Genomic DNA, 21,397 nt, shown 5'->3' on the forward strand with positions numbered 1-21,397 from the left:
TCCCACGATTGTTTGATCGTGGGACGTTTTATTATGTGAAATACTCAATCCGCGCCTGAGGAAAATAAGAATGGATATACTCTGACAATGTCTCTTTTATCTCGGTCGCTTCGTCCTTCGTATATACATACTTCCCAATCCCATAGCGTCCCCATTTATACTGACGCTTTGCTTCGTCTAGCTCAAGCTTTGTCATCGGATAGTTTTGTTGAATGACCCTTTTTGCAGGTTTGGTAAATCGGTGTTGAATTAATTCAAATGTAAGGTCCTCAGTGGCATGTGCAGGAAGCTTATCATATAGCTTTTGGAATAAGGTTTTATATCCTTCTTCCCAGCCTTCATGCAAGTAAATTGGTGCAACGATAAAACCAAGTGGATAGTTTGCACCTGCAACTTTTGCAGCTGCTTCAATTCTTAAATCTAGAGAAGATGTTCCTGGTTCAAAGTTTTTTATTACATAATCAGCATTCACACTGAAACGAAACCTTGTTCTCCCTCGATGGTCTGCATCAAGCAAGTGATCGACATGATGGAATTTTGTCACGAACCGAAGAAGACCATGTTCAGATTTACCAAAGTACTCAATCGCTTTTTTCAAAGAATGAGTAAGATGATCAATACCGACGATATCCGATGTACAGGACGCTTCAAACCTAGTGATTTCTGGAGCACGCTCTTGCATATATTTATCGGCTGCGTCAAAGATTTCATCCAGGTTCACATAAGTCCTGATGTAAGGCTTGCTTCCCATAGTTGTCTGCAAATAACAATAATGACAATGGCCCATACAACCAGTGGCAAAAGGGATGGCATACTCAGCAGAAGGTTTGGATGAATCAAACTTCAGTGTTTTTCTTACCCCGACAACTAGTGTGGATTTAGCCGTCCTGTATTTTTGAAAATCATTATCTCCAGGTAAATTTCTTATCTGGTTATGAGAGGTAGTTTCACGGATTTCAAGTCCCATCGATTCAAATTTCTCTTTTAATTCTACTCCTAGTGGATAGTCAAGCGCTTTAGGTTCAATATATACAAGCTGTGGAACAAATGGTTTCATGTACTGCCCCCCTTTTATTCGTATGTTGGTCCAAAATATTCATTATATAATGCCTCTGCTTCTTCTAATGAAGTGAAAAAAACGAACTCATCCGATAATGGATAATACGTATCATAGAGAAAGATGGAAAGCTGTCCTTCCTCGTAGGGATTAGCCATGATGCTTGCCTGTTGGATGGATGCGACATTCTGTGTGTGCGGATTACGATAAAATAAGTACACTACATCTCCTTCTTGTAGCGAGGAAGACGGAGCTTGTTGGTATATGTCCATGTCAGTCACCTACTTTTAATTGTTTCTTCTCATCAAAGTCAATAGGAATTTAATTTTAGTGTTAAATGAATCGGGAATAATATCCTTGAGAAATATTGTAAAACTATTTAGTTATATAGAGTAATTTTTATGAATATTTTGAAACATTTACATGGGCTGTCCGTCTAACTTATTAGGGGAAAATGGGAGGTGGTCTCGCGATGAATCACGTAGATTTACGACCAAAAAAAAGGTCAAAACTTCGCATTTGGCTTGGAACCCAGTTCTACATAGCCAAGAGATGGGTAGAGTGGCAGACAGGTAAGAAAATCTATGCAGAAGAAATGACAGAGGAATTATTGCCATATCAAGTTTTTGTACATAAGACTCCTACGCTTAGAAAGTTAAAGGATGTAGATATGTGGTACCAGTACAATAAGGTAACTAATTTGAAAATCGCCCTGCAGAAGTTAAATGGCGTAGTAATTCGACCGGGTGAAACTTTCTCCTATTGGAAATTGATTGGAAAGCCAACGAAGAGCAAAGGGTATGTAGATGGAATGGTTCTTTTTTATGGTACGTTTAAGCCAGGGCTTGGAGGAGGTTTGTGTCAAATGTCAAATCTTATTTATTGGATGACATTGCACACACCGCTGACTGTGACAGAACGATACCGCCACAGTTTTGATGTTTTTCCTGATTCTAGGAGAACGCAGCCTTTTGGCAGTGGTGCAACCTGCTCTTATAATTATCTGGATCTACAGATTAAAAATGATACAGACCAAGCTTTTCAACTAAAGGTAAGAATAGAAGGAGACTTCTTGTTCGGGGAATGGAGGTCAGCAAATCCTCCAATGGTAAAGTATAAGGTGTATGAAAAAGACCATAGCATCACATCCGCTTATTGGGGAGGTTATTTACGTCATAATGTTATTTATCGAAAAGTGATGAACCTTCAGGGAATGGAAATCGATGACCAATATGTAACCGAAAATCATGCTATTATGATGTATGAGCCGTTATTGGAAGCAACGGAACAAAGCGGCTAACTGACGTTAATAAGGGTGTGTTGAAGATGATTTCTATTCCTAAAGAAATGAAAGATCAAATGATTGGCAGGATCCAGGCATATTTCGAAGAAGAACGAGACGAAGAGATTGGCGAGTTAGGTGCCGATTTATTGCTGGACATCTTTATGAAAGAATTGGGACCTTACTATTATAATCAGGGAATTGCCGATGCGAAGGCATTGGTGGAAGAACGTTGGGGGTCCGTTGAAGAGGATATTGAAGCTTTGAAACGCACTACTGGGGGCGGAAGGTACAGGTAAGATGAATGACGAGTTTCTATCTATAATAATGCTGGTTTTGGGAAACAACTTTTTTGGCTTTTATTCAGAGCCGGAGAGGTTGTTTTTTGATTTTGGAATTCTAAAATGTGTGCGATTTGGCGAGGGAGTATTTTACAAATAAGGGGAATCGCCCGTATTTTTCTATTTTCGCCTGTAAATCTGTAAAATCGCCCGTAAATAGAAATTATCGCCCGAAAGTGGTCCCGAATCGCCCGTAAATCTCAAAAGTCGCCCGTAAATTCTAAAAATCGCCCGAATCCGTTTTTGCTGCATTTATCGCTTTTTTTCGTCATTAAGCTGCTACAGCTACCTTCTAGCTGGCCCAAGAACGGCGCCAGGTGACTTCGACATTGGTCTCAAAAATCCTTCAGGGGTCTGACCCCCTGAAGGGATTTTTTTCTCCTTCGCCCAGAGAGTTTCTAAGTTTTGCTTTGTTGGTTTAGTGGAATGAAATATGTATAGGTGGTGATGGTGTTGAAGGCGAATGTGTTGGTGATTGGGGGCGGTGTTGGCGGCTTGACGGTTGCGCTGAAGCTTGCGAAGTGTGGTGTTGGTGTGACGGTTGTGGAACAGGTTAAAGGGAGCCCACACATGTACAAGGGAGAGTTAGTGCAGCCGAAAACGCTACAAATTTTCGAGAAAAATGGCATTCTTCCTAAGGTATTGCAATGTGGACATAAAATTAACCGCATAGAGTTGATAGAGAAGAAGAAGCTGAATAAATCAAACAAAAAACCGATTCAATCTATGAGTTATAACATACTTCCAGACCCTTATAACTATGCATTGATGATCCCCCATGAAACATTAAAAACTATTCTACTTGAGGAAGCAAAAAAATATCCTTCCTTCAAATATATTCAACCTGGACGGTTCGTCGGTTTTGATGGGAACAAGGCAAAGGTGAGAATGGATAAGGAAGAGGTACTACTAGAAGCAGATTATTATGTTAGTGCAGAGGGGCGTAAGTCTAAGGTTCGTGAAACGATGGATGTGCCGAAGAAAGAAAAGAAATATGATCATCATTTTCTGACTGTTACGTTTCCGAGGCCTGAAAACATGATAGAAGGAAAGATCATTTCTACAGATGATACCTTCCTGGGGCTTTTCCCTTTGCCCGACAACCTTGTGCGCAGCGTATATCTAATTCCAAAAGGCTCTTATAAACAGATGATTGAAGAAGGACTTGAATCGTTTTACCAAAAATATTTAGAACTCTGCCCAGAACTGGATGGATTTGTTCAGAAAATAGATTCTTGGAAAAAAATTCAGCTCATGATTCCGGTGCATTATCACGTTTCTAACTATGTGAAAGGCAACATAGCATTGCTTGGGGATGCGGCTCATAGCGTTCATCCAATGGCAGGCGAAGGAATGAACTTGGCGATTCAGGACGGAGATGTACTTGGAGAATTGCTGTGTTGGATGTATGACAAAGAAAGACATTCCACAGAATATCTATCTTTTTATGAAGAAGTAAGAAAACCAAGAGTTCGGCATGTATTAAAATTGAGTCATCTATCCGCTTTGGCTTATTCCCGTCCTCTCAAATCTTTTGTGACGTGGAGAAGCAAAGTGATGGATCAGCTGACAAACGACCCTGTTCTTCATATTAAACATATGCTAAATATCTCTGGCTTGGGCATTTGGAAAGAGTCCCTAATGGATAGGGTCATTCAGTCTGGTGTTGTCCCGAAGAGGAGAGAACGGGATGAGCAGATCATTGACCGCCGTCATTTTTTTACAGAAGAAGAAGATTACCCATGGAGAAATAAGGAGGAAGCATAGGTATGATAAGTGAATATGTGAGACTTTTTAAAGCACGAGGGTATATGAAGAGAAACTTGCCCTTCCTATATAGTTGGCATGCCTATGTTGGGTATGAGCTAGATTTATTTGAAGCTTTCAAAAAACCTAGAACAATCATGGAAGTAGCAAAAGAACACGATTTAAAGGAAGACCTATTGAAAAGATGGGTAGAAGTAGGCGGTGTCATCGGATACTTGAAAAAGAAATCGAAGGAACGCTACCAAACCGTGAAAAAGTTCATGGTCCCTTCGAGTAAACATAACCCTCGTTCCACCGGGGTGCTTTTAAAAGAGATGATGGAACTTCATATACCTACTCTGATAAAGTACCCAAAAATGATGAAGACGGAAAAGAAAGAGCTTTTTAATCAAAAAGAACATGGAATGGTTGTCGCGCAAACCTCTTCACTTTTAGAACAGCTGGCTATTCCAAGAGTGATGAAGGTGATGAAAAAAACGAAACCAAATACTGTGATAGATGTCGGGTGTGGAAGCGGCGGCTATTTACTAAAGCTTTCTCAAAAGTTTCCGAAAGCGAAAATGCTTGGTATCGAGCTCAATGAGGACGTGGCAGAAGAAGCGAGTAAAAACTGTCAAAAACAAAGTCAAATTGAAATTGTTTGTGAAGATGTTCATAAGTGGTCCCCGGAGGAAAAGGTAGATTTTGTTATGTTAAATAACATTCTACATTATATCTCTCCAGAAGACCGGACGGAGCTATTTAAAAAAATAAGTGAATGGTTGCCTCATAAAGGAACATTATCAGTGGTTTCACCTATACACAACTCTAAACATGGTGGTCAGTTCTCCAGTGTGTTCAACAGTTTTTTTACCGCATTTGATAATTTGTACCCTCTTCCTTCCGAAGATGATCTCAAAAATCTGGCAGATGTAGCTGAGTTGAAAGTGGAAAAAATGCAGCCGGTCATCAAAGAAGGCGGCTGGTATCAAATTACCTTTACCAAATTAAATTAAATTGAATCGTGATTGAAGGGCTCAACTTTGGAGAATTTCCAAACTGAGCTCTATTTTGTGGGGTAATAATCCTCTATTAGAATAGTTTTCCTTATCCTTCTAATATAAGGAAAAGTCGTAATAATCCCTTAATATACCCGTTATCTACGTAACCTAAATGTTATTCTGCTGTTCTTTTAAACTACTAGAACCATGTTATGATAAGAACACTGAGTCAAATACATAGGAGGTATTTAGTATGAAAAAGAGCATGGTTTCTTTAGTAACGGCAGCGGCCCTTGCAGGTACGTTTAGTTTAGGTGCAAATGCCTCTGCTGCAGAAGTTACGGTAAAGAAAGGCGACACGCTTTGGGACATTGCTAAGGCGAACAATATATCAGTAGAAGAAATCAAAGAATGGAACGGTCTATCAAGTGACGTAATCCACCCACAAGATCAATTGAAAGTGGCGTTATCTGAACGCTACAAAATTGAAAAAGGTGACACGTTATGGGGGATTTCTCAAAACTATGAAGGTGTTACTTATCAAAAGTTAGCAGAATGGAATTCCATTTCAAATCCTGATTTAATTTATGCAGGGGACGAGCTGGTAATCTATGTTGATGGAAATCCAGTTCCTGTAGAAGCTCCTGTAAAGAAAGAAGCACCGGCTGAGGAGCCTGTAACAGAGGAGCCAGCAGAAGAAGCACCAGCTGAGGAGCCTGTAACAGAGGAACCAGCAGAAGAAGTACCGGCTGAGGAACCTGTAACAGAAGAGCCAGTAGAAGAAGCACCGGCTGAGGAGCCTGTAACAGAGGAACCAGCAGAAGAAGCACCGGCTGAAGAACCTGTAACAGAAGAGCCAGCAGAAGAAGCACCAGCTGAAGAGCCTGCAGAGGAAGAAACGGCAGCTGACCAAGAGGTAGCACAAGAATTAACGATGACAGCTACTGCTTATACAGCAAGTTGTGAAGGATGCTCTGGTATCACTGCAACAGGGATCAATTTATTAGAAAACCCTGATATGAAAGTTATTTCTGTTGACCCTGATGTTATTCCTTTGGGATCAAAAGTATGGGTCGAAGGCTATGGTGAGGCAATTGCTGGAGATACTGGTGGAGCAATCAAAGGAAACAAAATTGATATCTTCATTCCGGACAAGCAAGATGCTATTAACTATGGTGTTCAAGAGGTTCAAGTAAAAGTTTATAAGTAATAGATTGATAGGGGCTGCTCGATGTCATCGGGTGGCCTCTTTTTCCTATGGTTTACTTTAAAGAGGTTGATTTCGGTTTTGAACACTTTTAACGTTTTACGTAGTCCCTGAAGTGGAATAAGTTAATAGGCAAACTTATGACACAAACGAGGCGATTGAATGAATGTAAAAGAGGAAGCTCGCTATTGGAAAGAACAGATTGATCTAAGGAAGATATGGGCGCCTGCTCTGCTTATTTTTACGGGAATAGTTCTCATGATTACCGCTACGGCTTTGTTCTTTGAATTGGCAGAGGATGTATGGGAGCAGGAAAAGTTTGCGTTTGATCAGGTCATCATGAATTATTTTCAATCTATAGAAAGCGGGAGATTGACAAACATTTTAAGAACCATCACAGAAACAGGTTCCATTTGGTGGATAACGGCTGCCAGTGTTCTCACTGTCTTATTCCTTTGGTTGAAAAAACGTGATGTTCACGGTGTTGTTTTTTTCATACTTGCAATTGCGGGTGGTGGACTATTTATCTTTGTCTTAAAGTATTTTTTTCAACGCGAACGACCTACATTAGCACCCGAATACGACGGGAACGGATATAGTTTCCCGAGCGGGCATGCGTTGGGGAGTTTTATTTTATATGGTTTCATTATCTATCTAATTGGTAGAGAGAAACGCTTCTTTAAAACGAGAATGTTTGTGATTGGGTTGTTGTCCGTCCTTATATTCAGCATAGGCCTAAGTAGGGTCTACCTACAGGTTCATTACCCAAGTGATATATTGGCAGGCTATGCCGTCGGAATGATTTGGTTAATATGTTGCATTTTCTCGATGGAGATGATGAAGGTTTATCGGGACAAAGATAAGCGGGCCTATCTTTTGAATCTAATCTATCACAGAAAATAAAATAGAACGGTCCCAAAAGGGCCGTTCTATTTCATTTGTTCCTCTACTTCTTCAGTGAACCTATCTCTAACTTCATCTATATCGGATGTATCATATTCTTCAAATAACACAGACTGGAGTTTTTCCATCACCATTGTTTGCTCGTATAAGTCTCTATCATAATTATGGTTTAATTCCACAAGGGTCAATCCTAGTGCTTCAGCATACGCTTTATGCTGGGGAACATCACTCTGGTCCGGCCCTTCCGTTATCCATGTGTCAAGTTCTTCCTCTGTGACGGTAATATTATATTTATTTTCGGCTACAGTCATAAATGTTTCATAATACCTCAAGTTATACTTTGCTTTCTCCAATGCTTCCTCTTTGGTGAGGTCTCTTTTATTCATAAGCCTCTCATCGCCAATTGCGCGGATGACCCATTTTTCCAGATTTTTGTTTTCAATTTCCATGTCTTTTGCGCGATCTACGATATATTCCATAATGAATTTATATTCTTCATAGGAAAGCTCACTTCCAGCAAACAACCCGTCCAAAGGGCCAGCTTCATTTGTCTCCTTTTGTTCCTGACATGCTGTTAACAATGTAAGAGAACAGACGATAATAAAGATAATTAGATTTTTTTTCATCATTTCTCACCTATGGCTTTTTTCTTTTATCCTACCAATAAACGATGAAGAGGGCAAAGCAAAGGGTAAGAGAGCAAGACAGATCGGGAGTGAGCACTTTGTTAAAATTTATCTCTACTTTTATGCTGGTGGCCATTATCGGGGGCATTGGTTATCATTATTATGATTATGTGGATGGGGGTTCCTTATTTTCTTCTACTACACTTGCAAGTGTGCAAGAAATAGAGCATCAAGAGTTTGAAGATGCAGTTTTATATCAGGAAAACAGGGAAGTTAGCACTTTAGAAGTCTTAGCAGAACAACATAAATATTTGAATAATGTAACAGGATGGGGAGGGGCCGACACAGTCGATCTTCGCAACTTGAAAACATCTGACGATTGGAAAGAACTTAAAGCTGCAGTCAGTTGGATGAAAACGGAAGGGTTTGCCCCGTCCAAAGTGTGGAATGACATGGAAAATGCAAACGGACTTATTATGCTTGTGGAACGAAACGATGACAGAATGGCACTGAAGTACTTGCACCGAATCTTTCATGATTTGGACGTAACCCTAAATGAAGTAACAAAAGAAGAAGGCGAAACAAACATATGGGGAGTAACCCATGCACTAGGCAACAATCGAGAAATTAGAAGAGTCAACAACTACTTGAAAAAGAATTTTTAAGCGAAGCGCCTGATAGGTAAATCAACGAGTAAAAGTTAACTTGAAGCGGAAACGACAACCGCTTCTTCTTTTTTGCAAAAAATTCAAACAATTTGCTGAAACTTAAAGGGAATTTGTCCTTATCTGTAGAAATAGTTAGTGTTATGAAAGGAGAGAAGGAGGAATCCGTCGTGAAAATTACAGAATTTATGGGTAATAAAGTATGCACACTGATGATGGAATCAGAAGGACATAAAGTGAAAATTGAATTTATGTATTCCGAAATGCATCCAGAAATTCTTGACTACAGTTTCCGAATCAATGGTAATCCTTCCTTGCAAACTAGAAATATCGTGAATGATCTTGCGGAAAAGAAAATGCAGGATTTATTCTATCAATTAACTCAAAATGTTCTTTAGATGACTCTATTAGTAGAGTCTTTTTTTTATGCTAATTTCTGTTAGACTCCGCTGTTGATCTCCGCAAAAGGCTTCGCTTTCCTAGGGGCGCTGCTGGAGCCTCCTCGGCTACGCCTGCGGGGTCTCCACCTAGCGCTATCTCCCTCAGGAGTCTTCGTCTTTTGCTCCAATCAACAGCTATGAATCACTAAGAACATCATTTTCTTGATACATAATTATTTTTCATTGTTCCACTTAACAGAATAATGAGATAATGTAGTTGAAATGCAAAGGGGGATGACAGATGAGTATTACGATGGAAATGATTCATAGATGGGATGAAGAGGATTGTTTAAAAAAGTATCGTGAAGAATTTTACATAAAAGAAGGTTCTATTTATATGGATGGGAATTCGCTTGGGCTTCTATCGAAAAGGGCAGAATCAGCACTCCTGAGCCTCTTGGATTCATGGAAACACCACGGGATAGATGGTTGGACGAGCGGGGAGGAGCCCTGGTTCTATTTTGCTGAAAAGCTTGGTGAATTAAGTGCGCCGCTTGTAGGTGCGAAAAAGGGAGAAGTGATGGTTACAGGTTCTACCACAAGTAATCTACATCAATTGCTAGCGACTTTCTATCATCCAAAAGGGAAAAGGACGAAAATTGTGGCAGATGAGTTGAACTTTCCTTCCGATATATATGCGATCCAAAGTATCCTAAAGCTAAAAGGGTTAAATCCAGAAGAGGATCTAATTAGAGTGAAGAGCAGGGATGGACATACCATTAGTGAAGAGGATATCATCCGACAGCTTAATGAAGAAGTGGCCATTCTTATTTTGCCAACAGTTTTATATCGAAGTGGTCAGCTGTTTGACATAAAGAAAATTACAAAAGCAGCTCATGAAAAGGGTGTTATTGTCGGTTGGGATGGATGCCATTCCGTTGGTGCCATTCCGCATGAATTTCACCAGTGGAATGTTGATTTTGCCTATTGGTGCAATTATAAGTATTTAAACTCCGGTCCAGGAGGAGTCGGGGCATTGTTTGTCCATGAAAAACACTTTGATAAAACACCTGGATTAACAGGCTGGTTTGGTTCGGATAAGCAAAAACAATTTGATATGGAGCATTCGTTTACACCTGCTGCTACAAGTGGTGCCTATCAGATTGGGACACCTCATATTTTCAGCATGGCTCCGTTGCTTGGTTCTTTACAGATGTTTGAAGAAATTGGGATAAAGAATATCAGGGACAAATCACTCCATCAAACTAGAGTGATGATGGACCTAATTGATCAAGAGCTTTCGGAATATGGATTCAAAGTGACCAATCCAATGGATGATGTTTGTCGTGGAGGACATGTGAGTCTAGAACATCCAGAAGCTGCACGCATATGTAAAGCATTGAAGGAGCTAGGAGTGGTGCCAGATTTCCGTAAGCCCAATATCATCCGATTGGCTCCAGTTGCACTATACTCCACTTATAAAGACGTTTATGAAACGGTGCAGATTCTGCGAACTATTATGGATGATAAACTTTATGAAAAATACTCCAACGAACGTGAAGTAGTTGCTTAAGGAGGCAGGATGATGAAAATGTATGATATATCGAGGCCACTTAGTGAGAACACTCCCACTTGGCCAGGAGATACTCCGTTTCACTATCATGTAAACTGGTCCAAGCAGCATACAGGGTCAGTTAATGTGGGCAGTATAAAAATGAGTGTTCATACCGCAACACATGTAGATGCACCATTTCATTTTGATGACAAGGGAAAGCGAATGGATGAATTGGACATTTCTATTTTCAAAGGTCCAGCCGTCGTTGTGGATGTGAGAGGGCATCATATAATTGAACGAAAGCATGTAGAAGAAGCTATTAACCAGCACCATGCAAAACGAATTCTCTTTAGAACGGATGCATGGGAGAACGAAGGAGAGTTTCCGGAACAAATACCAACGCTATCTTTAGAAGTGATAGGAATGTTGAAGGAAATGGAAGTACCTTTAATTGGAGTAGACCTTCCTAGTGTAGATGTGTTAGATAGTAAAGATCTACCTATCCATCATAGCTTGCATCAAGCCAACATTTGTATACTTGAAGGAATTGATTTACGTGAAATAAAAGAAGGTGAGTACGAGTTGATTGCCCTGCCTTTGAAAATAAAGGGTGCGGATGGAAGCCCAGTTAGAGCGGTACTTATAGAAAATAAGTGGTAGAAATTTGCTTTCCCTTCTTTGTTTTCATAAAATAGACAGTAATCTATTATGGTGAGGTACAAAGATGAAAAAATGGCAAAAAATCAGTTTAGTTACCTTAGGTATTGTTGTGGGTGTAGCGGCTGCAGCATGTCTATTTCTGATTGCAACACCTTATAAATTGGTTAATCAAGAGAGTAGGGAATCAACCGATGAAGTAACGGTAAAAGAAAACAGTGGATGGATATCCTTCTTTCCAACTGAAGAGAGTGATGAAGCCGGCATCATCTTTTATCCTGGCGGTAGAGTAGAAGCTGCGGCCTATGCTCCACTCGGCAAGATGTTGGCAGAGCAAGGGGTTCCTTTTATTATTGCGAAGATGCCTCTGCATCTGGCAGTGCTAAATCCAGAAAAAGCGGACAAGATCATTGAGAAGTATGATGACCGGGAATGGTTGATAGCTGGACATTCTCTCGGTGGAGCTATGGCAGCCAAATATGTGAAAAACAATCCTGATAAAATCACAGGCTTAATCTTAATGGCAGCATACCCTTCAGAAGATGATGATTTAACAACATTTAAGGGAGATGTCATTACTTTTGAAGCCCAACTTGATGGTGTTATTGATGAGGAAAAATTAACTAAAGCTGATTCCCGTTTGCCATCACAGATGTATACATTTATTATTCAAGGCGGAAATCATTCTCAGTTTGGAGATTATGGTCTCCAAAAAGGGGATAATGAAGCAAGTATCTCAAAAGAGGAACAATGGAAACGAATCGTACAAGGCATCGTGAGGAGCTTTTAACGCTCCTCCTTTTTTATCCTCTAATTAATAATTCCCGTTCCTGTTATTTCCACAGTCACGTTCGGAACGATTTCAATGGTCGGATACACTTCCCTCCACTTAATATCTTTCCATGTTTTATTGTGATGAACCCTGATATGTTGTCCGATTTTTAATACATCGCTATTGGCATCTTGAATGATTTTTATCACTTCTTCTGACTTGGCCATAAAATGTTGGGTCGCTTTTTCTTCAAGCTCCTTTACCTTTTGTTTATCCACCAAATGATTTTTCGGGTACTCAGCAATTGAACCAGTTAGTTTTAAATCTATCTTCACTTTAATATCCGTTGGAGAGTGGACGGTTGTTTTGATATGACTTTTCGCTTTGGAAATACTTAATGTCATATGCTGATTCTGTGGATTTTCCTCTTCTGGATGTACCAGCATATTCACTTGTGCCATTTTCCCTTTTTCATTAGCCAGCATAAGTAAGATAGTTGATAGTTTGTCGTTAAGTGTAATTCCGGTAAAGCTCTTATCGCTGATTAATCCCATGCCTATTACTTCAATATCATCTGATCCAATCTTTTTAATAACAGGCAGAGTGAAGTCCGCACTTGGATCAAACATGGTTGGACAAACAGTTTGGACGGTTTCGTTTTTGATGATAGTATTGTTTTCTGCTGTATCCAAAAGGTCTGAAATAGCTTCTGTTAACAGGGTTTCTTTAATTGTTTTCATCTGTATGATGTCTTGACCCTTTCCTTGCACAATGGCAAGCTTTGCCCCTAATGGTGCTTTGGGGTCACGATATAAGATATCAAGGATGGAATAGATATCCTTCTTTGCAAGATTTTCACCCATTAAATACGCCCTCATCTTACTAGGTGAGAATTCTCCTGGAATCCTTCTATCAAAGGCTAACCGGGTATCCCTTAGTGTAATTCCCCTACCTTCTACCACTGCTACAGTTGCTTGGCCCGGTTGTCCTCCGACACTTAATTTCTCCGATTCTCGAATAGCAATATGGGAAATGATTGAACCATCTTCACCTAAATCGAATGCAACCGTAAACACAAGTTTTAAATCTTTTAACAGGCGTTGATCCCAACAGCCTGCCAGGAGAAGCAATACCAATAGTAAGCAAACTATAGTTCTAAAATTTCGCCCACTCATTACTTTTCCCCCTATGCATTTTCTTTTTAACTAAAGCAATCAGTAAGATGAAAAGTGGTAACATAAAAGCAAAAACAAAAATAATGTATTGAAAAAACTTATTTATATCCTCAATAATAAATTTATTTTGAAGAAAGAACCCTGATATGAATATTGGTAAGACAATTATAGGTACAAAAGGTGTATGGGATTGTGTATGAAATAATTCCTTTAATCCTTTGCTTGCTTGATACAAGTAAATGATGAAAGAGTTCGTCATGGGAATCACCCAAATAGACAAGAATATAAGGTCAAGCCTTTCAATAACTTCAAAGGATATAGCCTTTAACATATACAAGACAGGCTCTGGGACGAGTGTTATTTCTTCAGGGCTGAAAATAATTAAGCTTGTAAATACAAGGAAACCATAAATGAGCACAGTTGTTATATTGGCAAAGGTGAGCGTTTTGGCTGTTTTTTGTTTGTTTTTTATCATAGGGTAAATTAAAAGGATGAGCTCAAAGCCTGTCAAAGCAACTAAGACATCCTTGATTGCCAGAATAATATTTTTTATTCCACTCTGACCGACTGGTAAAATGTATGCTTTATTTGCATCTCGATAAACGGTTGCAATAAGGAGAATGAAAAACACGATGACGCCTGTAGTTATTCCGAAAAATCTTGCGATGATTAAAATATTGTCCGTCGCTAAATATACAGCAATGATAATAATCAGTATATAAAGTACCCAAAATGGCGTCAGGGGAAGTATCCATTTGTTGATTAGTCCGGTTTGTAAAACAGCTACAAGGCCAGCAACGGCTGTAAAATAAAAGATATAGGAAACGATGAGAAAACTTCCGAATATCCTGCCAAAGAGATGACGTAAAATCTGAAAGAAATTTTTCTCAGGAAAACATCTGGATATTATTAAAGAAATCATCATCCATAGTTGAATCACAAAACCCGCCAAAAGTGTGGATATCCATCCATCCCCTTTGGCGGTACTGTGTACAGCGAATGGTAAGGAAAGGATACCAACGCCTATTTGGGCCTGTATAATAAGGAAAAACAACTGCCCTTGACTGATGTTTACTTTACTGCCCTTTTGCATAGAATAACTCCTTATTAAACTTTCTTATTTTTCTTTTGTGGCATCGTTTCACTAGGTCTCTTTTTAAAGAGCGGGAATGGCACTCTAATTAAAGTGTCTTTCATCTCTGACCATCTCAATGTGGAAAATGGTGCGAAATAAGGCGTCCCGAAGGACTCAAGTTTACATAAGTGGATAAGTAGAAACATAAAAAAGAAGCTCATTCCGATCAAGCCAAACATAGCTGCCATGAGCATAAACGGAAAGCCCAACAATCTTATGGCGGAGCCCATCTCTGTAATCGGTACGATAAATGAAGAAATTGCTGTAATGGCAACCACAATAATCATGGTATTAGATACAAGGTTCGCCTCTACCACAGCAGTCCCAATAACCAATCCCCCTACAACCCCGATCGTTTGCGCGATTCTACTCGGCAGCCTAATAGAAGCTTCCCTCAAAATCTCCAGAGTAATCTGCATGCCCAATGCCTCAATCAAAGGGGGATAAGGTACGTTCTCTAAGGAGGATTTAATAGAGAACACAATTTCAGTAGGTAGAACTTCAAAATGAAACGACACGATGGCTATATATAATGCAGGAAGAGCAATAGAAATCAGGAAACCCATAATCCTTAAAAAACGAATAAAAGAACCAAAATACCACCTGCTGTTGTAATCATCAGGCGATTGATAAAAAGTGAAGAAGGTGGTTGGAGCAATTAACGCACCAGGGCTGCTTTCGGCCAAGATGGCAACTCTTCCATCCATTAAATTAGCAACTATGCGATCTGGTCTTTCCGTGCTGAACATAGTTGGGAAAATGGAGGAGTTGTCGCTGACATATTCCTCTATAAAGCCCGGTGCTAACACAAAATCAATATTTATTTCAGATAATTTTTGCTCGATAATGGACACGGTTTTTTTATTTGCTATATGTTCAAGGTAGATTAAGCCAACCTTTGTATGAGAATCATTGCCAATGGAAAAGTACTTAACTTTAAGGTGGGGATTATGTATGCGTTTTCTAATCAGTGAAATATTTGTAGACAGGGACTCAACAAATCCGTCATGTGCACCTCGTATAATTCCTTCTGTCTCGGGTTCTTTTATATTTCGATTGTTGGAAAAGGGCGCTTCAAAAATATAAGCAAGGTCGGAATTTTTGCTAAGAACGATACAACTTCCTTTGAGTAAGGACTGTGTAATCTCTTTCATACTATTTGTTTCTTTAACTAATGAAAGAGGTTGCTTTAAGTCGTTATAACTGATTCTAGTTTCCTTAAGGGGCTCTAAAATTCTTTCTTGAACAAGCTTCTTGTCTATAATTGTTTCAATATAGACTAAATAGGCCTCCTCATCTTGTAGGTGGAGATATTCCATGATGAAATCCTCTGAATGGACAAACCTTTCTCTTAAGTGAAGAAGGTTTTCTTCGAGTTTTGTCGTCAATATGAGCGGATCATTATTCGTCATGGTATTCTTCACCACCTTCAAAGCTAGATCTTTCGACTTACTTTATTTTCCTATGACAAGGTTGTAATTATGCATAGCAGAAGAAGTTCTTTTGTTATACTTAAAGAAAATGAGAACTCAGGGGTTATTTGATGAAGAAATTGTCCGTATCAGTTAGAAAACTTGTTGAATTCGTTATGATGGGTGGAAGCATTGACACAAGATTTGCAGGCTCCAATATTATGCAAGAGGGCACTCGGACCCACCAAAGACTGCAAGCTGAGAGAGGAGATAATTATGAAAAGGAGGTTTATCTTTCCATCGAAATGCAAATAGAAGACTATGAACTGCATGTAGAAGGAAGATGTGATGGAATCTATCGCAATGAAAACCAAGTCATCATAGAGGAAATTAAAACAACTGCAAGGGATTTGAACACTGTAACTGAAGAAGATTATAAAGCATACTGGGCACAGCTGAAAATGTATGCGTTTATATATTGCTTAAAAAATGAACTAGACGACATAACAGTCCACATGGTATATGCAAAAAGGGAAAACAAGGACGAAAAGACTTTTGAAAAACAGTTTGAGATGAAGGAACTACAAGTGTTTGTCGAGGAACTAACCAAAGAATACCTTAGTTTTCAAAAACAATTATGGGAGTTTAAACAAGCTAGAACGGAGAGTATTTCAACACTTAAGTTTCCGTATGATTCCTATCGAACGGGACAAAGAGATCTGGCAAAAGCAGTTTATAAAACCATACGGGAAGAAAAAAGGTTGTTTGCCAAAGCGGCCACTGGGATCGGGAAAACTATTGCCACCATTTTTCCGGCGGTACTCTCCCTGCAGGAGGGGAAGCAAGAAAAAATAATGTATCTTACTGCCAAAACAGTCACAAAAATGGTGGCAGAAGAGGCGTTTAGGTTACTTATAGAAGATGGATTGAACATGAAAACAGTTACAATCACCGCGAAAGAAAAAATTTGCTTTCAAGAAGAAACCATTTGTCAAAAGGAATTTTGTCCTTTTGCAGATGGTTATTATGACCGTCTGAAGGAGGGTATTAAAGATATCTTAGAGAATGAGCGTTTGATGGATAGGAGAACAATTGAGGTATATGCAAAAAAGCATCAGCTCTGTCCATTTGAGTTTTCTCTTGACCTTGCGATGTTTGCTGATGTGGTGATTTGTGATTATAATTACTTTTTTGATCCTAAGGTGCGGTTGCAACGTTGGGGAGATTTCCATAAGGAGACAATCCTGTTAATTGATGAAGCACATAATCTTGTGGATAGATCACGTGAGATGCTTTCCGCTTCTTTGTCAAAATCCGTTTTTTTGCAGGCTGCAAGACAAGTAAAGGGAACAGATGAAGAGTTGTACATGAAAATCAAAGCAGTCAATGACTCTTTGTTGAAGTGGAAAAAGGAACTTCTCATCACAAACGAGTTTGTATTTGACGATAAGCCGTCACTAATAATTGAAGAGCTTATGGGAGCAGTGGAAGCTTGTGAACAATGGTTGATTCGAAATCCTTCAGGGATGGCACACCAAGAAATATTGGAAGCCTACTTTGAAGGTCAGGATTTCCTAAGAATAGCAAAAGTCTATAACGAGCGATATAAAACCATTGTGACGATTTTTAAGAGTGAAGTGTCGGTTAAGCTTGCTTGTATGGACTCTTCGGCTGCTATCAAAGAGTCGACAAGTAAGGCAGTTGCAACGGTGTTCTTCTCTGCAACCCTTCATCCGCTTGGTTACTTTCAAACCGTTTTGGGTGGGGAAGAGAGGGATTATCATCTATCGCTTCATACACCATTTCACCCCGAACAAATGAAGGTTTATGCCAAAAACATTTCAACCAAATACCAAGATAGAGAAAAATCCATTTTACCTATTGCGGAGACGATCAGGGAGGTGTTTCATACGGAAAAAGGGAATTTTCTCATCTTCTTTCCTTCTTATGAATATTTATCTTTGGTTTTTGAAGCATATGAGAAGTTCGCGTTGGAAGACTCCATTGAAACACTTGTACAGCAACCTGTCATGACAGAAAAGGAAAGAGAAATGTTTTTAGAGTGCTTCAACCCTGCAAGGGAAGGTACCTTTATAGCGTTTGCGGTGCTGGGAGGGATTTTTTCTGAAGGAATTGATCTAAAAGGAGACCGCTTGAAGGGTGTTGGAATTGTTGGGGTGGGCTTACCGAGAATCTCTCTTGAAAGGAATGTCATGAAGGAGCATTTTCAAAAACAAAGGCAGAACGGTTTTGATTTTGCCTATGTTTACCCTGGTATGAATAAGGTGCAGCAAGCAGGGGGAAGGTTAATTCGAAGTGAAGAAGACACTGGGTTCATACTGCTTATAGATGATCGTTACTTCTATTCAAAATATAGGAGTCTTCTTCCACCGGAGTGGCAAAATTTCATTAGGAAATAAAATTTAAGAATAATTTACAATAGCTTTATCCTGTATCAATATTTTTTGGGTATATTCTAAGTAATTAGGATCGTAGACCGAAACCTTACCTTTTTACATGTAGCCTATGAAAGGGAAGTGAATGATAATGAGCAGGAAACTCAAACAGGCTTTAGAGCAGCAACGTGAGTATTATATAAATAAACTTCTTTTAATCGGGGTGTATGACTCGCTGGTGTTGGATGGGATGACAACGTCTGAGTTGAAGACGGAGTACAATTATTTCTTTTATGATGTACCTAGTAAGAAAGTCAGTCCAATAAAGAAGGCATAACCCTAATTGCTAGGGTTATGCCTTCTTGTACATTTATAGTACCACATTAACTTGTTTTAGTCCGTTGTAGGCGCTTCGCCTTCCGCGGGCGGTCCGGGAGCCTCCCCGGCAAGCCTTCGTCCATTGAAAAAAGTCATTGATTTTAGATGTTGTTCAGACATCGCTGTTGATTTCCGCAAACGGCTTCGCTTTCCTAGGGGCGGTGCTTGAGCCTCCTCGCCTCGCTGCGGGGTCTCAAGCTACCTCTATCTCCCTCAGGAGTCTTCGCCTTTTGCTCCAATCACCAGCTAGAAATCATGAAAAACTTTACAGTGGCTATAGCTTGCCTTCGTTGTCTCCCTTGTCCCTTCCTCCCGCAGGACAAGGAAGGCTACGACAGCGGTTCATCGCACGAAGAAAATGCGCTAGCATTTTCAAGTCTACGCGCCTTCCACTTCGTTCAATTATGTTACATGGTTATGCCTTTTCGCCTCTTAAGCTGTATTGTTTTGGTTTTTCTTTTTCTTCTTGTGGGCTTTCGATATGGAGTGTTCTGGTTGGGAAGGCAACGACTACGTCTTCTTCCTCAAGAATCTCCATGATTCTAAAGTTGATATCCTCTTTCACTTCTAGATATTCGCCCCACATGACAGATTTCGTAAAGAAATAGAGGAAGATATCTAAGCTGCTAGCTCCAAAACTATCAAAGCGGACAAGAATCGTTTCTTGATCAATCGCTTCATGGTTGCGAAGCATATTCTCAATTCTTCGCACGACTCTTTCTAAACTGGTACGGGTTGTATCATACTGTACGCCAAGCTTAAAGGTTATTTGTCGTTTGCCCATTTTCGACCAGTTTGTAATAGGTTCATTTGATAATGTTGCATTTGGAACTGTAACCACAGCTTGAGCAAAAGTCCTTACTTGTGTACTGCGGAAAGAGATATCCTCTACTACACCTTCTACACTTGGAGTCTTAATCCAATCTCCCATCGTAAAAGGCTTTTCCGTTACAATGATAAAGCCACCTAATAAGTTTTTCAGGGATTCCTGTGCGGCCAATGCAAAGGCTAGTCCACCCAGTCCTAATCCTGCTACGATTGCGCCGACATCATATTCCCACACTTCCAATACAATACTGAACGATAGAGCTAATAGGATAAATCGCAAAACTTTAGTTACAAACGGCATGACAATTTTGTCTACTTCAAAATCTAATCTGGTTGAAAGGTTGGTAAATAGATTAGAAGAATAAGGGATGAAGTTGAATATACCCCAAGCAAACAGTGCAATAATGGAAGATCGCATCAGTTTAGATAATGTTTGTGCCTCCATTAAAGAGAATGGTGCTGTTTTTAAAGCGAAAAATATCCCAAGTATCACAAAGAACATTCTAACTGGTTTGTTAAAGGCAAGCACGATATAAGTAAATAAATCAGTAGGTGTCTTTTGGGAAATGGCCAAAAGACCTTTAAAGAAGTACTTTGTAAACAACTTTCTCCATAAAAGGAACAACAGGAGGATGAGTAGGGAAACCCCTATATCAATCCAAAAATTCATATCCGTCCAATAATCCGCAGTCCAGAAACTGTTGAACCAATCAATTGTTTTATTCACAGGCACAAACCTCCTTAGGGTGGGTGCATTTAATATAGTTTTTTGGCAAGTGAACATTTATCGAATCTATCATAAATCACTATATTACTACGAAGTTTTAAAGATTTCAACGGATAGCATAGAGGTCACATGTTCAGAATAGTTAATATTTTCATAGAATTACATAGCTATTAGTGGTAGTATTTTACTATATTGAAAATGTTTCGGAATTCGTGGGATTATAGGGGGAAGTCATGGGGGTTCTATGGAAAATATTAAAGTCCTTTCTGTTCTTTTTGTTTATTGCTGTGTTACTTATATTGGCAGTCTTGTTTCCAAGGCAACCTGACATAGCTGTTCATGGTAGGGCTCAAACGCTGGAATATGGGTATGAATTTTCGTGGGCAGCATACCAACACAATATTTCTATCTTTATTAATGATGTAAAAGAAAATAAAACACTAGGTATGACCAGGTATAATAAACCGGCTGAAGAGGAACTCTGGCCTCATTTAGGAAGAAGTCTAAAAGTAATAGTGGCAGCATGTGCTATCACGATAATCTTTGGAATACTTAAAGGAATTTTCGACTTTTATGACCGTAATAATGGATGGAATGTGTTTGGAAAAGGGTTGACGTGGCTCATTCAATCAATACCTGATTTCTTTTTAATTCTCTGCCTGCAATGGGTGATTATTTTTCATTTCCCATTTATTAAATTGTTTGGCCATACCCATTGGTTTAGTTTCTTGATAGCAGGACTATTGGTGGCATTATATCCAATGCTCTATGTTGCAAGAATCACCTCCGCAACACTTGGGAACGAAAAAGGGAAACCGTATATTCAGGTTGCCCGGTCCAAAGGGTTGTCAAAAGAAAAAGTGTTATGGAAGCATATGCTAAAAAACAGCCTTTATCCAATCATGTCCAATCTTTCAGCTGTCATGCTCTATTTATTATCCAATCTTCTTATAGTGGAATGGTTTCTAGATTACAGGGGAGCAGCCTATAGAATGTTTCAGGCACTCGATGTTAAAAGCTCTTTATCAGGGAGTATGCGTTATGTGAATGAGTCGGGGCTTATTATCGGGTTCGGTATAAGTTTTATGGTAATTGTATTTATCGCGCAAGTCCTTTCCATCCTATTAATGAAGAAACTTGAACCAAGGTAGGTG

21 protein-coding genes are annotated in these 21,397 nt (G+C 39.4%); 14 read left to right on the top strand and 7 right to left on the bottom strand.

Translation table 11 applies throughout. The features are described from left to right. Positions 1-31: 31 nt before the first annotated feature. Both splB and HF078_RS20525 read right to left on the bottom strand, forming a co-directional pair. Positions 32-1,057 carry a spore photoproduct lyase gene (gene splB / locus HF078_RS20520; protein WP_169292805.1) on the bottom strand — a complete coding sequence of 342 codons (1,026 nt, stop codon included), beginning with the start codon at positions 1,055-1,057 and terminating at the stop codon, positions 32-34. A gap of 14 nt (positions 1,058-1,071) precedes the next feature. After that, positions 1,072-1,329 (bottom strand): transcriptional regulator SplA domain-containing protein, encoded by a 258-nt coding sequence (locus HF078_RS20525; RefSeq protein WP_148986922.1) that lies wholly within the window; start codon positions 1,327-1,329, stop codon positions 1,072-1,074. Between the two features lie 200 nt (positions 1,330-1,529). Between HF078_RS20525 and HF078_RS20530 the strand changes: the two genes are divergently transcribed. The 6 genes from HF078_RS20530 to HF078_RS20555 all read left to right on the top strand — a co-directional run bounded on the left by HF078_RS20530 (position 1,530) and on the right by HF078_RS20555 (position 7,537). Next, entirely contained in the window at positions 1,530-2,357 is an 828-nt protein-coding gene (locus HF078_RS20530; RefSeq protein ID WP_169292806.1) for a VanW family protein, read from the top strand. Positions 2,358-2,383: 26 nt separating this feature from the next. Further along, the gene (locus HF078_RS20535) at positions 2,384-2,638 is read left to right on the top strand and encodes a DUF2164 domain-containing protein (protein ID WP_169292807.1); all 255 of its coding nucleotides are present in this window, start codon (positions 2,384-2,386) and stop codon (positions 2,636-2,638) included. A 489-nt stretch (positions 2,639-3,127) separates the two neighbouring features. Continuing rightward, on the top strand, positions 3,128-4,447 hold the full coding sequence (locus HF078_RS20540) for an FAD-dependent oxidoreductase (RefSeq protein ID WP_240951804.1): 1,320 nt from the start codon (positions 3,128-3,130) through the stop codon (positions 4,445-4,447). A gap of 2 nt (positions 4,448-4,449) precedes the next feature. After that, a complete protein-coding gene (locus HF078_RS20545; protein WP_169292809.1) occupies positions 4,450-5,442 on the top strand; it encodes a class I SAM-dependent methyltransferase in 993 nt (330 codons plus the stop codon). 238 nt (positions 5,443-5,680) lie between these two features. Next, on the top strand, positions 5,681-6,637 hold the full coding sequence (locus HF078_RS20550; protein WP_169292810.1) for a 3D domain-containing protein: 957 nt from the start codon (positions 5,681-5,683) through the stop codon (positions 6,635-6,637). 159 nt (positions 6,638-6,796) lie between these two features. Continuing rightward, entirely contained in the window at positions 6,797-7,537 is a 741-nt protein-coding gene (locus HF078_RS20555; RefSeq protein ID WP_169292811.1) for a phosphatase PAP2 family protein, read from the top strand. A gap of 26 nt (positions 7,538-7,563) precedes the next feature. Here HF078_RS20555 and HF078_RS20560 read toward each other — a convergent pair whose 3' ends face one another. Then, positions 7,564-8,166, bottom strand: a complete 603-nt coding sequence (locus HF078_RS20560) for a hypothetical protein (RefSeq protein WP_169292812.1) — start codon at positions 8,164-8,166, stop codon at positions 7,564-7,566. Between the two features lie 95 nt (positions 8,167-8,261). Between HF078_RS20560 and HF078_RS20565 the strand changes: the two genes are divergently transcribed. The 5 genes from HF078_RS20565 to HF078_RS20585 all read left to right on the top strand — a co-directional run bounded on the left by HF078_RS20565 (position 8,262) and on the right by HF078_RS20585 (position 12,210). Next, a complete protein-coding gene (locus tag HF078_RS20565) occupies positions 8,262-8,828 on the top strand; it encodes a hypothetical protein (protein ID WP_169292813.1) in 567 nt (188 codons plus the stop codon). Between the two features lie 170 nt (positions 8,829-8,998). Beyond that, positions 8,999-9,226, top strand: a complete 228-nt coding sequence (locus HF078_RS20570; protein WP_148986912.1) for a hypothetical protein — start codon at positions 8,999-9,001, stop codon at positions 9,224-9,226. Positions 9,227-9,509: 283 nt separating this feature from the next. Beyond that, on the top strand, positions 9,510-10,781 hold the full coding sequence (kynU, locus tag HF078_RS20575) for a kynureninase (protein WP_169292814.1): 1,272 nt from the start codon (positions 9,510-9,512) through the stop codon (positions 10,779-10,781). Positions 10,782-10,790: 9 nt separating this feature from the next. Beyond that, complete coding sequence (kynB, locus tag HF078_RS20580) at positions 10,791-11,423, top strand: arylformamidase (RefSeq protein WP_346775382.1); 633 nt, start codon at positions 10,791-10,793, stop codon at positions 11,421-11,423. Positions 11,424-11,487: 64 nt separating this feature from the next. Beyond that, a complete protein-coding gene (locus HF078_RS20585) occupies positions 11,488-12,210 on the top strand; it encodes an alpha/beta fold hydrolase (protein WP_169292815.1) in 723 nt (240 codons plus the stop codon). 20 nt (positions 12,211-12,230) lie between these two features. Here the strand turns inward: HF078_RS20585 and HF078_RS20590 are convergent, their stop codons facing one another. From HF078_RS20590 to HF078_RS20600, 3 genes are read right to left on the bottom strand one after another with little or no spacing between them, the layout of a single operon-like run. Continuing rightward, a complete protein-coding gene (locus HF078_RS20590) occupies positions 12,231-13,367 on the bottom strand; it encodes a Ger(x)C family spore germination protein (RefSeq protein ID WP_169292816.1) in 1,137 nt (378 codons plus the stop codon). Beyond that, positions 13,348-14,460, bottom strand: a complete 1,113-nt coding sequence (locus tag HF078_RS20595) for a GerAB/ArcD/ProY family transporter (protein ID WP_169292817.1) — start codon at positions 14,458-14,460, stop codon at positions 13,348-13,350. The genes HF078_RS20590 and HF078_RS20595 overlap by 20 nt, the downstream gene beginning before the upstream one ends. 14 nt (positions 14,461-14,474) lie before the next feature. Further along, entirely contained in the window at positions 14,475-15,914 is a 1,440-nt protein-coding gene (locus tag HF078_RS20600; RefSeq protein WP_169292818.1) for a spore germination protein, read from the bottom strand. 131 nt (positions 15,915-16,045) lie between these two features. Between HF078_RS20600 and HF078_RS20605 the strand changes: the two genes are divergently transcribed. After that, a complete protein-coding gene (locus HF078_RS20605) occupies positions 16,046-18,334 on the top strand; it encodes an ATP-dependent DNA helicase (RefSeq protein ID WP_169292819.1) in 2,289 nt (762 codons plus the stop codon). Between the two features lie 127 nt (positions 18,335-18,461). After that, the gene (locus HF078_RS20610) at positions 18,462-18,647 is read left to right on the top strand and encodes a stress protein (RefSeq protein WP_169292820.1); all 186 of its coding nucleotides are present in this window, start codon (positions 18,462-18,464) and stop codon (positions 18,645-18,647) included. Between the two features lie 456 nt (positions 18,648-19,103). Here the strand turns inward: HF078_RS20610 and HF078_RS20615 are convergent, their stop codons facing one another. Continuing rightward, a complete protein-coding gene (locus HF078_RS20615) occupies positions 19,104-20,243 on the bottom strand; it encodes a mechanosensitive ion channel family protein (RefSeq protein WP_346775383.1) in 1,140 nt (379 codons plus the stop codon). A gap of 233 nt (positions 20,244-20,476) precedes the next feature. Here HF078_RS20615 and HF078_RS20620 point away from each other — a divergent pair, with 233 nt between their 5' ends. Then, a complete protein-coding gene (locus tag HF078_RS20620) occupies positions 20,477-21,394 on the top strand; it encodes an ABC transporter permease subunit (protein ID WP_169292821.1) in 918 nt (305 codons plus the stop codon). The last annotated feature ends 3 nt before the right edge of the window (positions 21,395-21,397 follow it).

Source organism: Bacillus sp. RO2 (assembly GCF_012911845.1).
Lineage (GTDB): Bacteria > Bacillota > Bacilli > Bacillales > Bacillaceae_I > Sutcliffiella_A.

Excerpts from the sequence above, each read along its gene's own strand:
- HF078_RS20555 (WP_169292811.1), top strand. The coding sequence starts at position 6,797 with ATGAATGTAAAAGAGGAAGCTCGCTATTGGAAAGAACAGATTGATCTA.
- splB (WP_169292805.1), bottom strand. The coding sequence starts at position 1,057 with ATGAAACCATTTGTTCCACAGCTTGTATATATTGAACCTAAAGCGCTT.
- HF078_RS20560 (WP_169292812.1), bottom strand. The coding sequence starts at position 8,166 with ATGATGAAAAAAAATCTAATTATCTTTATTATCGTCTGTTCTCTTACA.
- HF078_RS20595 (WP_169292817.1), bottom strand. The coding sequence starts at position 14,460 with ATGCAAAAGGGCAGTAAAGTAAACATCAGTCAAGGGCAGTTGTTTTTC.
- HF078_RS20585 (WP_169292815.1), top strand. The coding sequence starts at position 11,488 with ATGAAAAAATGGCAAAAAATCAGTTTAGTTACCTTAGGTATTGTTGTG.
- HF078_RS20545 (WP_169292809.1), top strand. The coding sequence starts at position 4,450 with ATGATAAGTGAATATGTGAGACTTTTTAAAGCACGAGGGTATATGAAG.
- HF078_RS20540 (WP_240951804.1), top strand. The coding sequence starts at position 3,128 with ATGGTGTTGAAGGCGAATGTGTTGGTGATTGGGGGCGGTGTTGGCGGC.
- HF078_RS20590 (WP_169292816.1), bottom strand. The coding sequence starts at position 13,367 with ATGAGTGGGCGAAATTTTAGAACTATAGTTTGCTTACTATTGGTATTG.
- HF078_RS20530 (WP_169292806.1), top strand. The coding sequence starts at position 1,530 with ATGAATCACGTAGATTTACGACCAAAAAAAAGGTCAAAACTTCGCATT.
- kynB (WP_346775382.1), top strand. The coding sequence starts at position 10,791 with ATGATGAAAATGTATGATATATCGAGGCCACTTAGTGAGAACACTCCC.
- HF078_RS20525 (WP_148986922.1), bottom strand. The coding sequence starts at position 1,329 with ATGGACATATACCAACAAGCTCCGTCTTCCTCGCTACAAGAAGGAGAT.
- kynU (WP_169292814.1), top strand. The coding sequence starts at position 9,510 with ATGAGTATTACGATGGAAATGATTCATAGATGGGATGAAGAGGATTGT.
- HF078_RS20535 (WP_169292807.1), top strand. The coding sequence starts at position 2,384 with ATGATTTCTATTCCTAAAGAAATGAAAGATCAAATGATTGGCAGGATC.
- HF078_RS20620 (WP_169292821.1), top strand. The coding sequence starts at position 20,477 with ATGGGGGTTCTATGGAAAATATTAAAGTCCTTTCTGTTCTTTTTGTTT.
- HF078_RS20600 (WP_169292818.1), bottom strand. The coding sequence starts at position 15,914 with ATGACGAATAATGATCCGCTCATATTGACGACAAAACTCGAAGAAAAC.
- HF078_RS20605 (WP_169292819.1), top strand. The coding sequence starts at position 16,046 with ATGAAGAAATTGTCCGTATCAGTTAGAAAACTTGTTGAATTCGTTATG.
- HF078_RS20610 (WP_169292820.1), top strand. The coding sequence starts at position 18,462 with ATGAGCAGGAAACTCAAACAGGCTTTAGAGCAGCAACGTGAGTATTAT.
- HF078_RS20550 (WP_169292810.1), top strand. The coding sequence starts at position 5,681 with ATGAAAAAGAGCATGGTTTCTTTAGTAACGGCAGCGGCCCTTGCAGGT.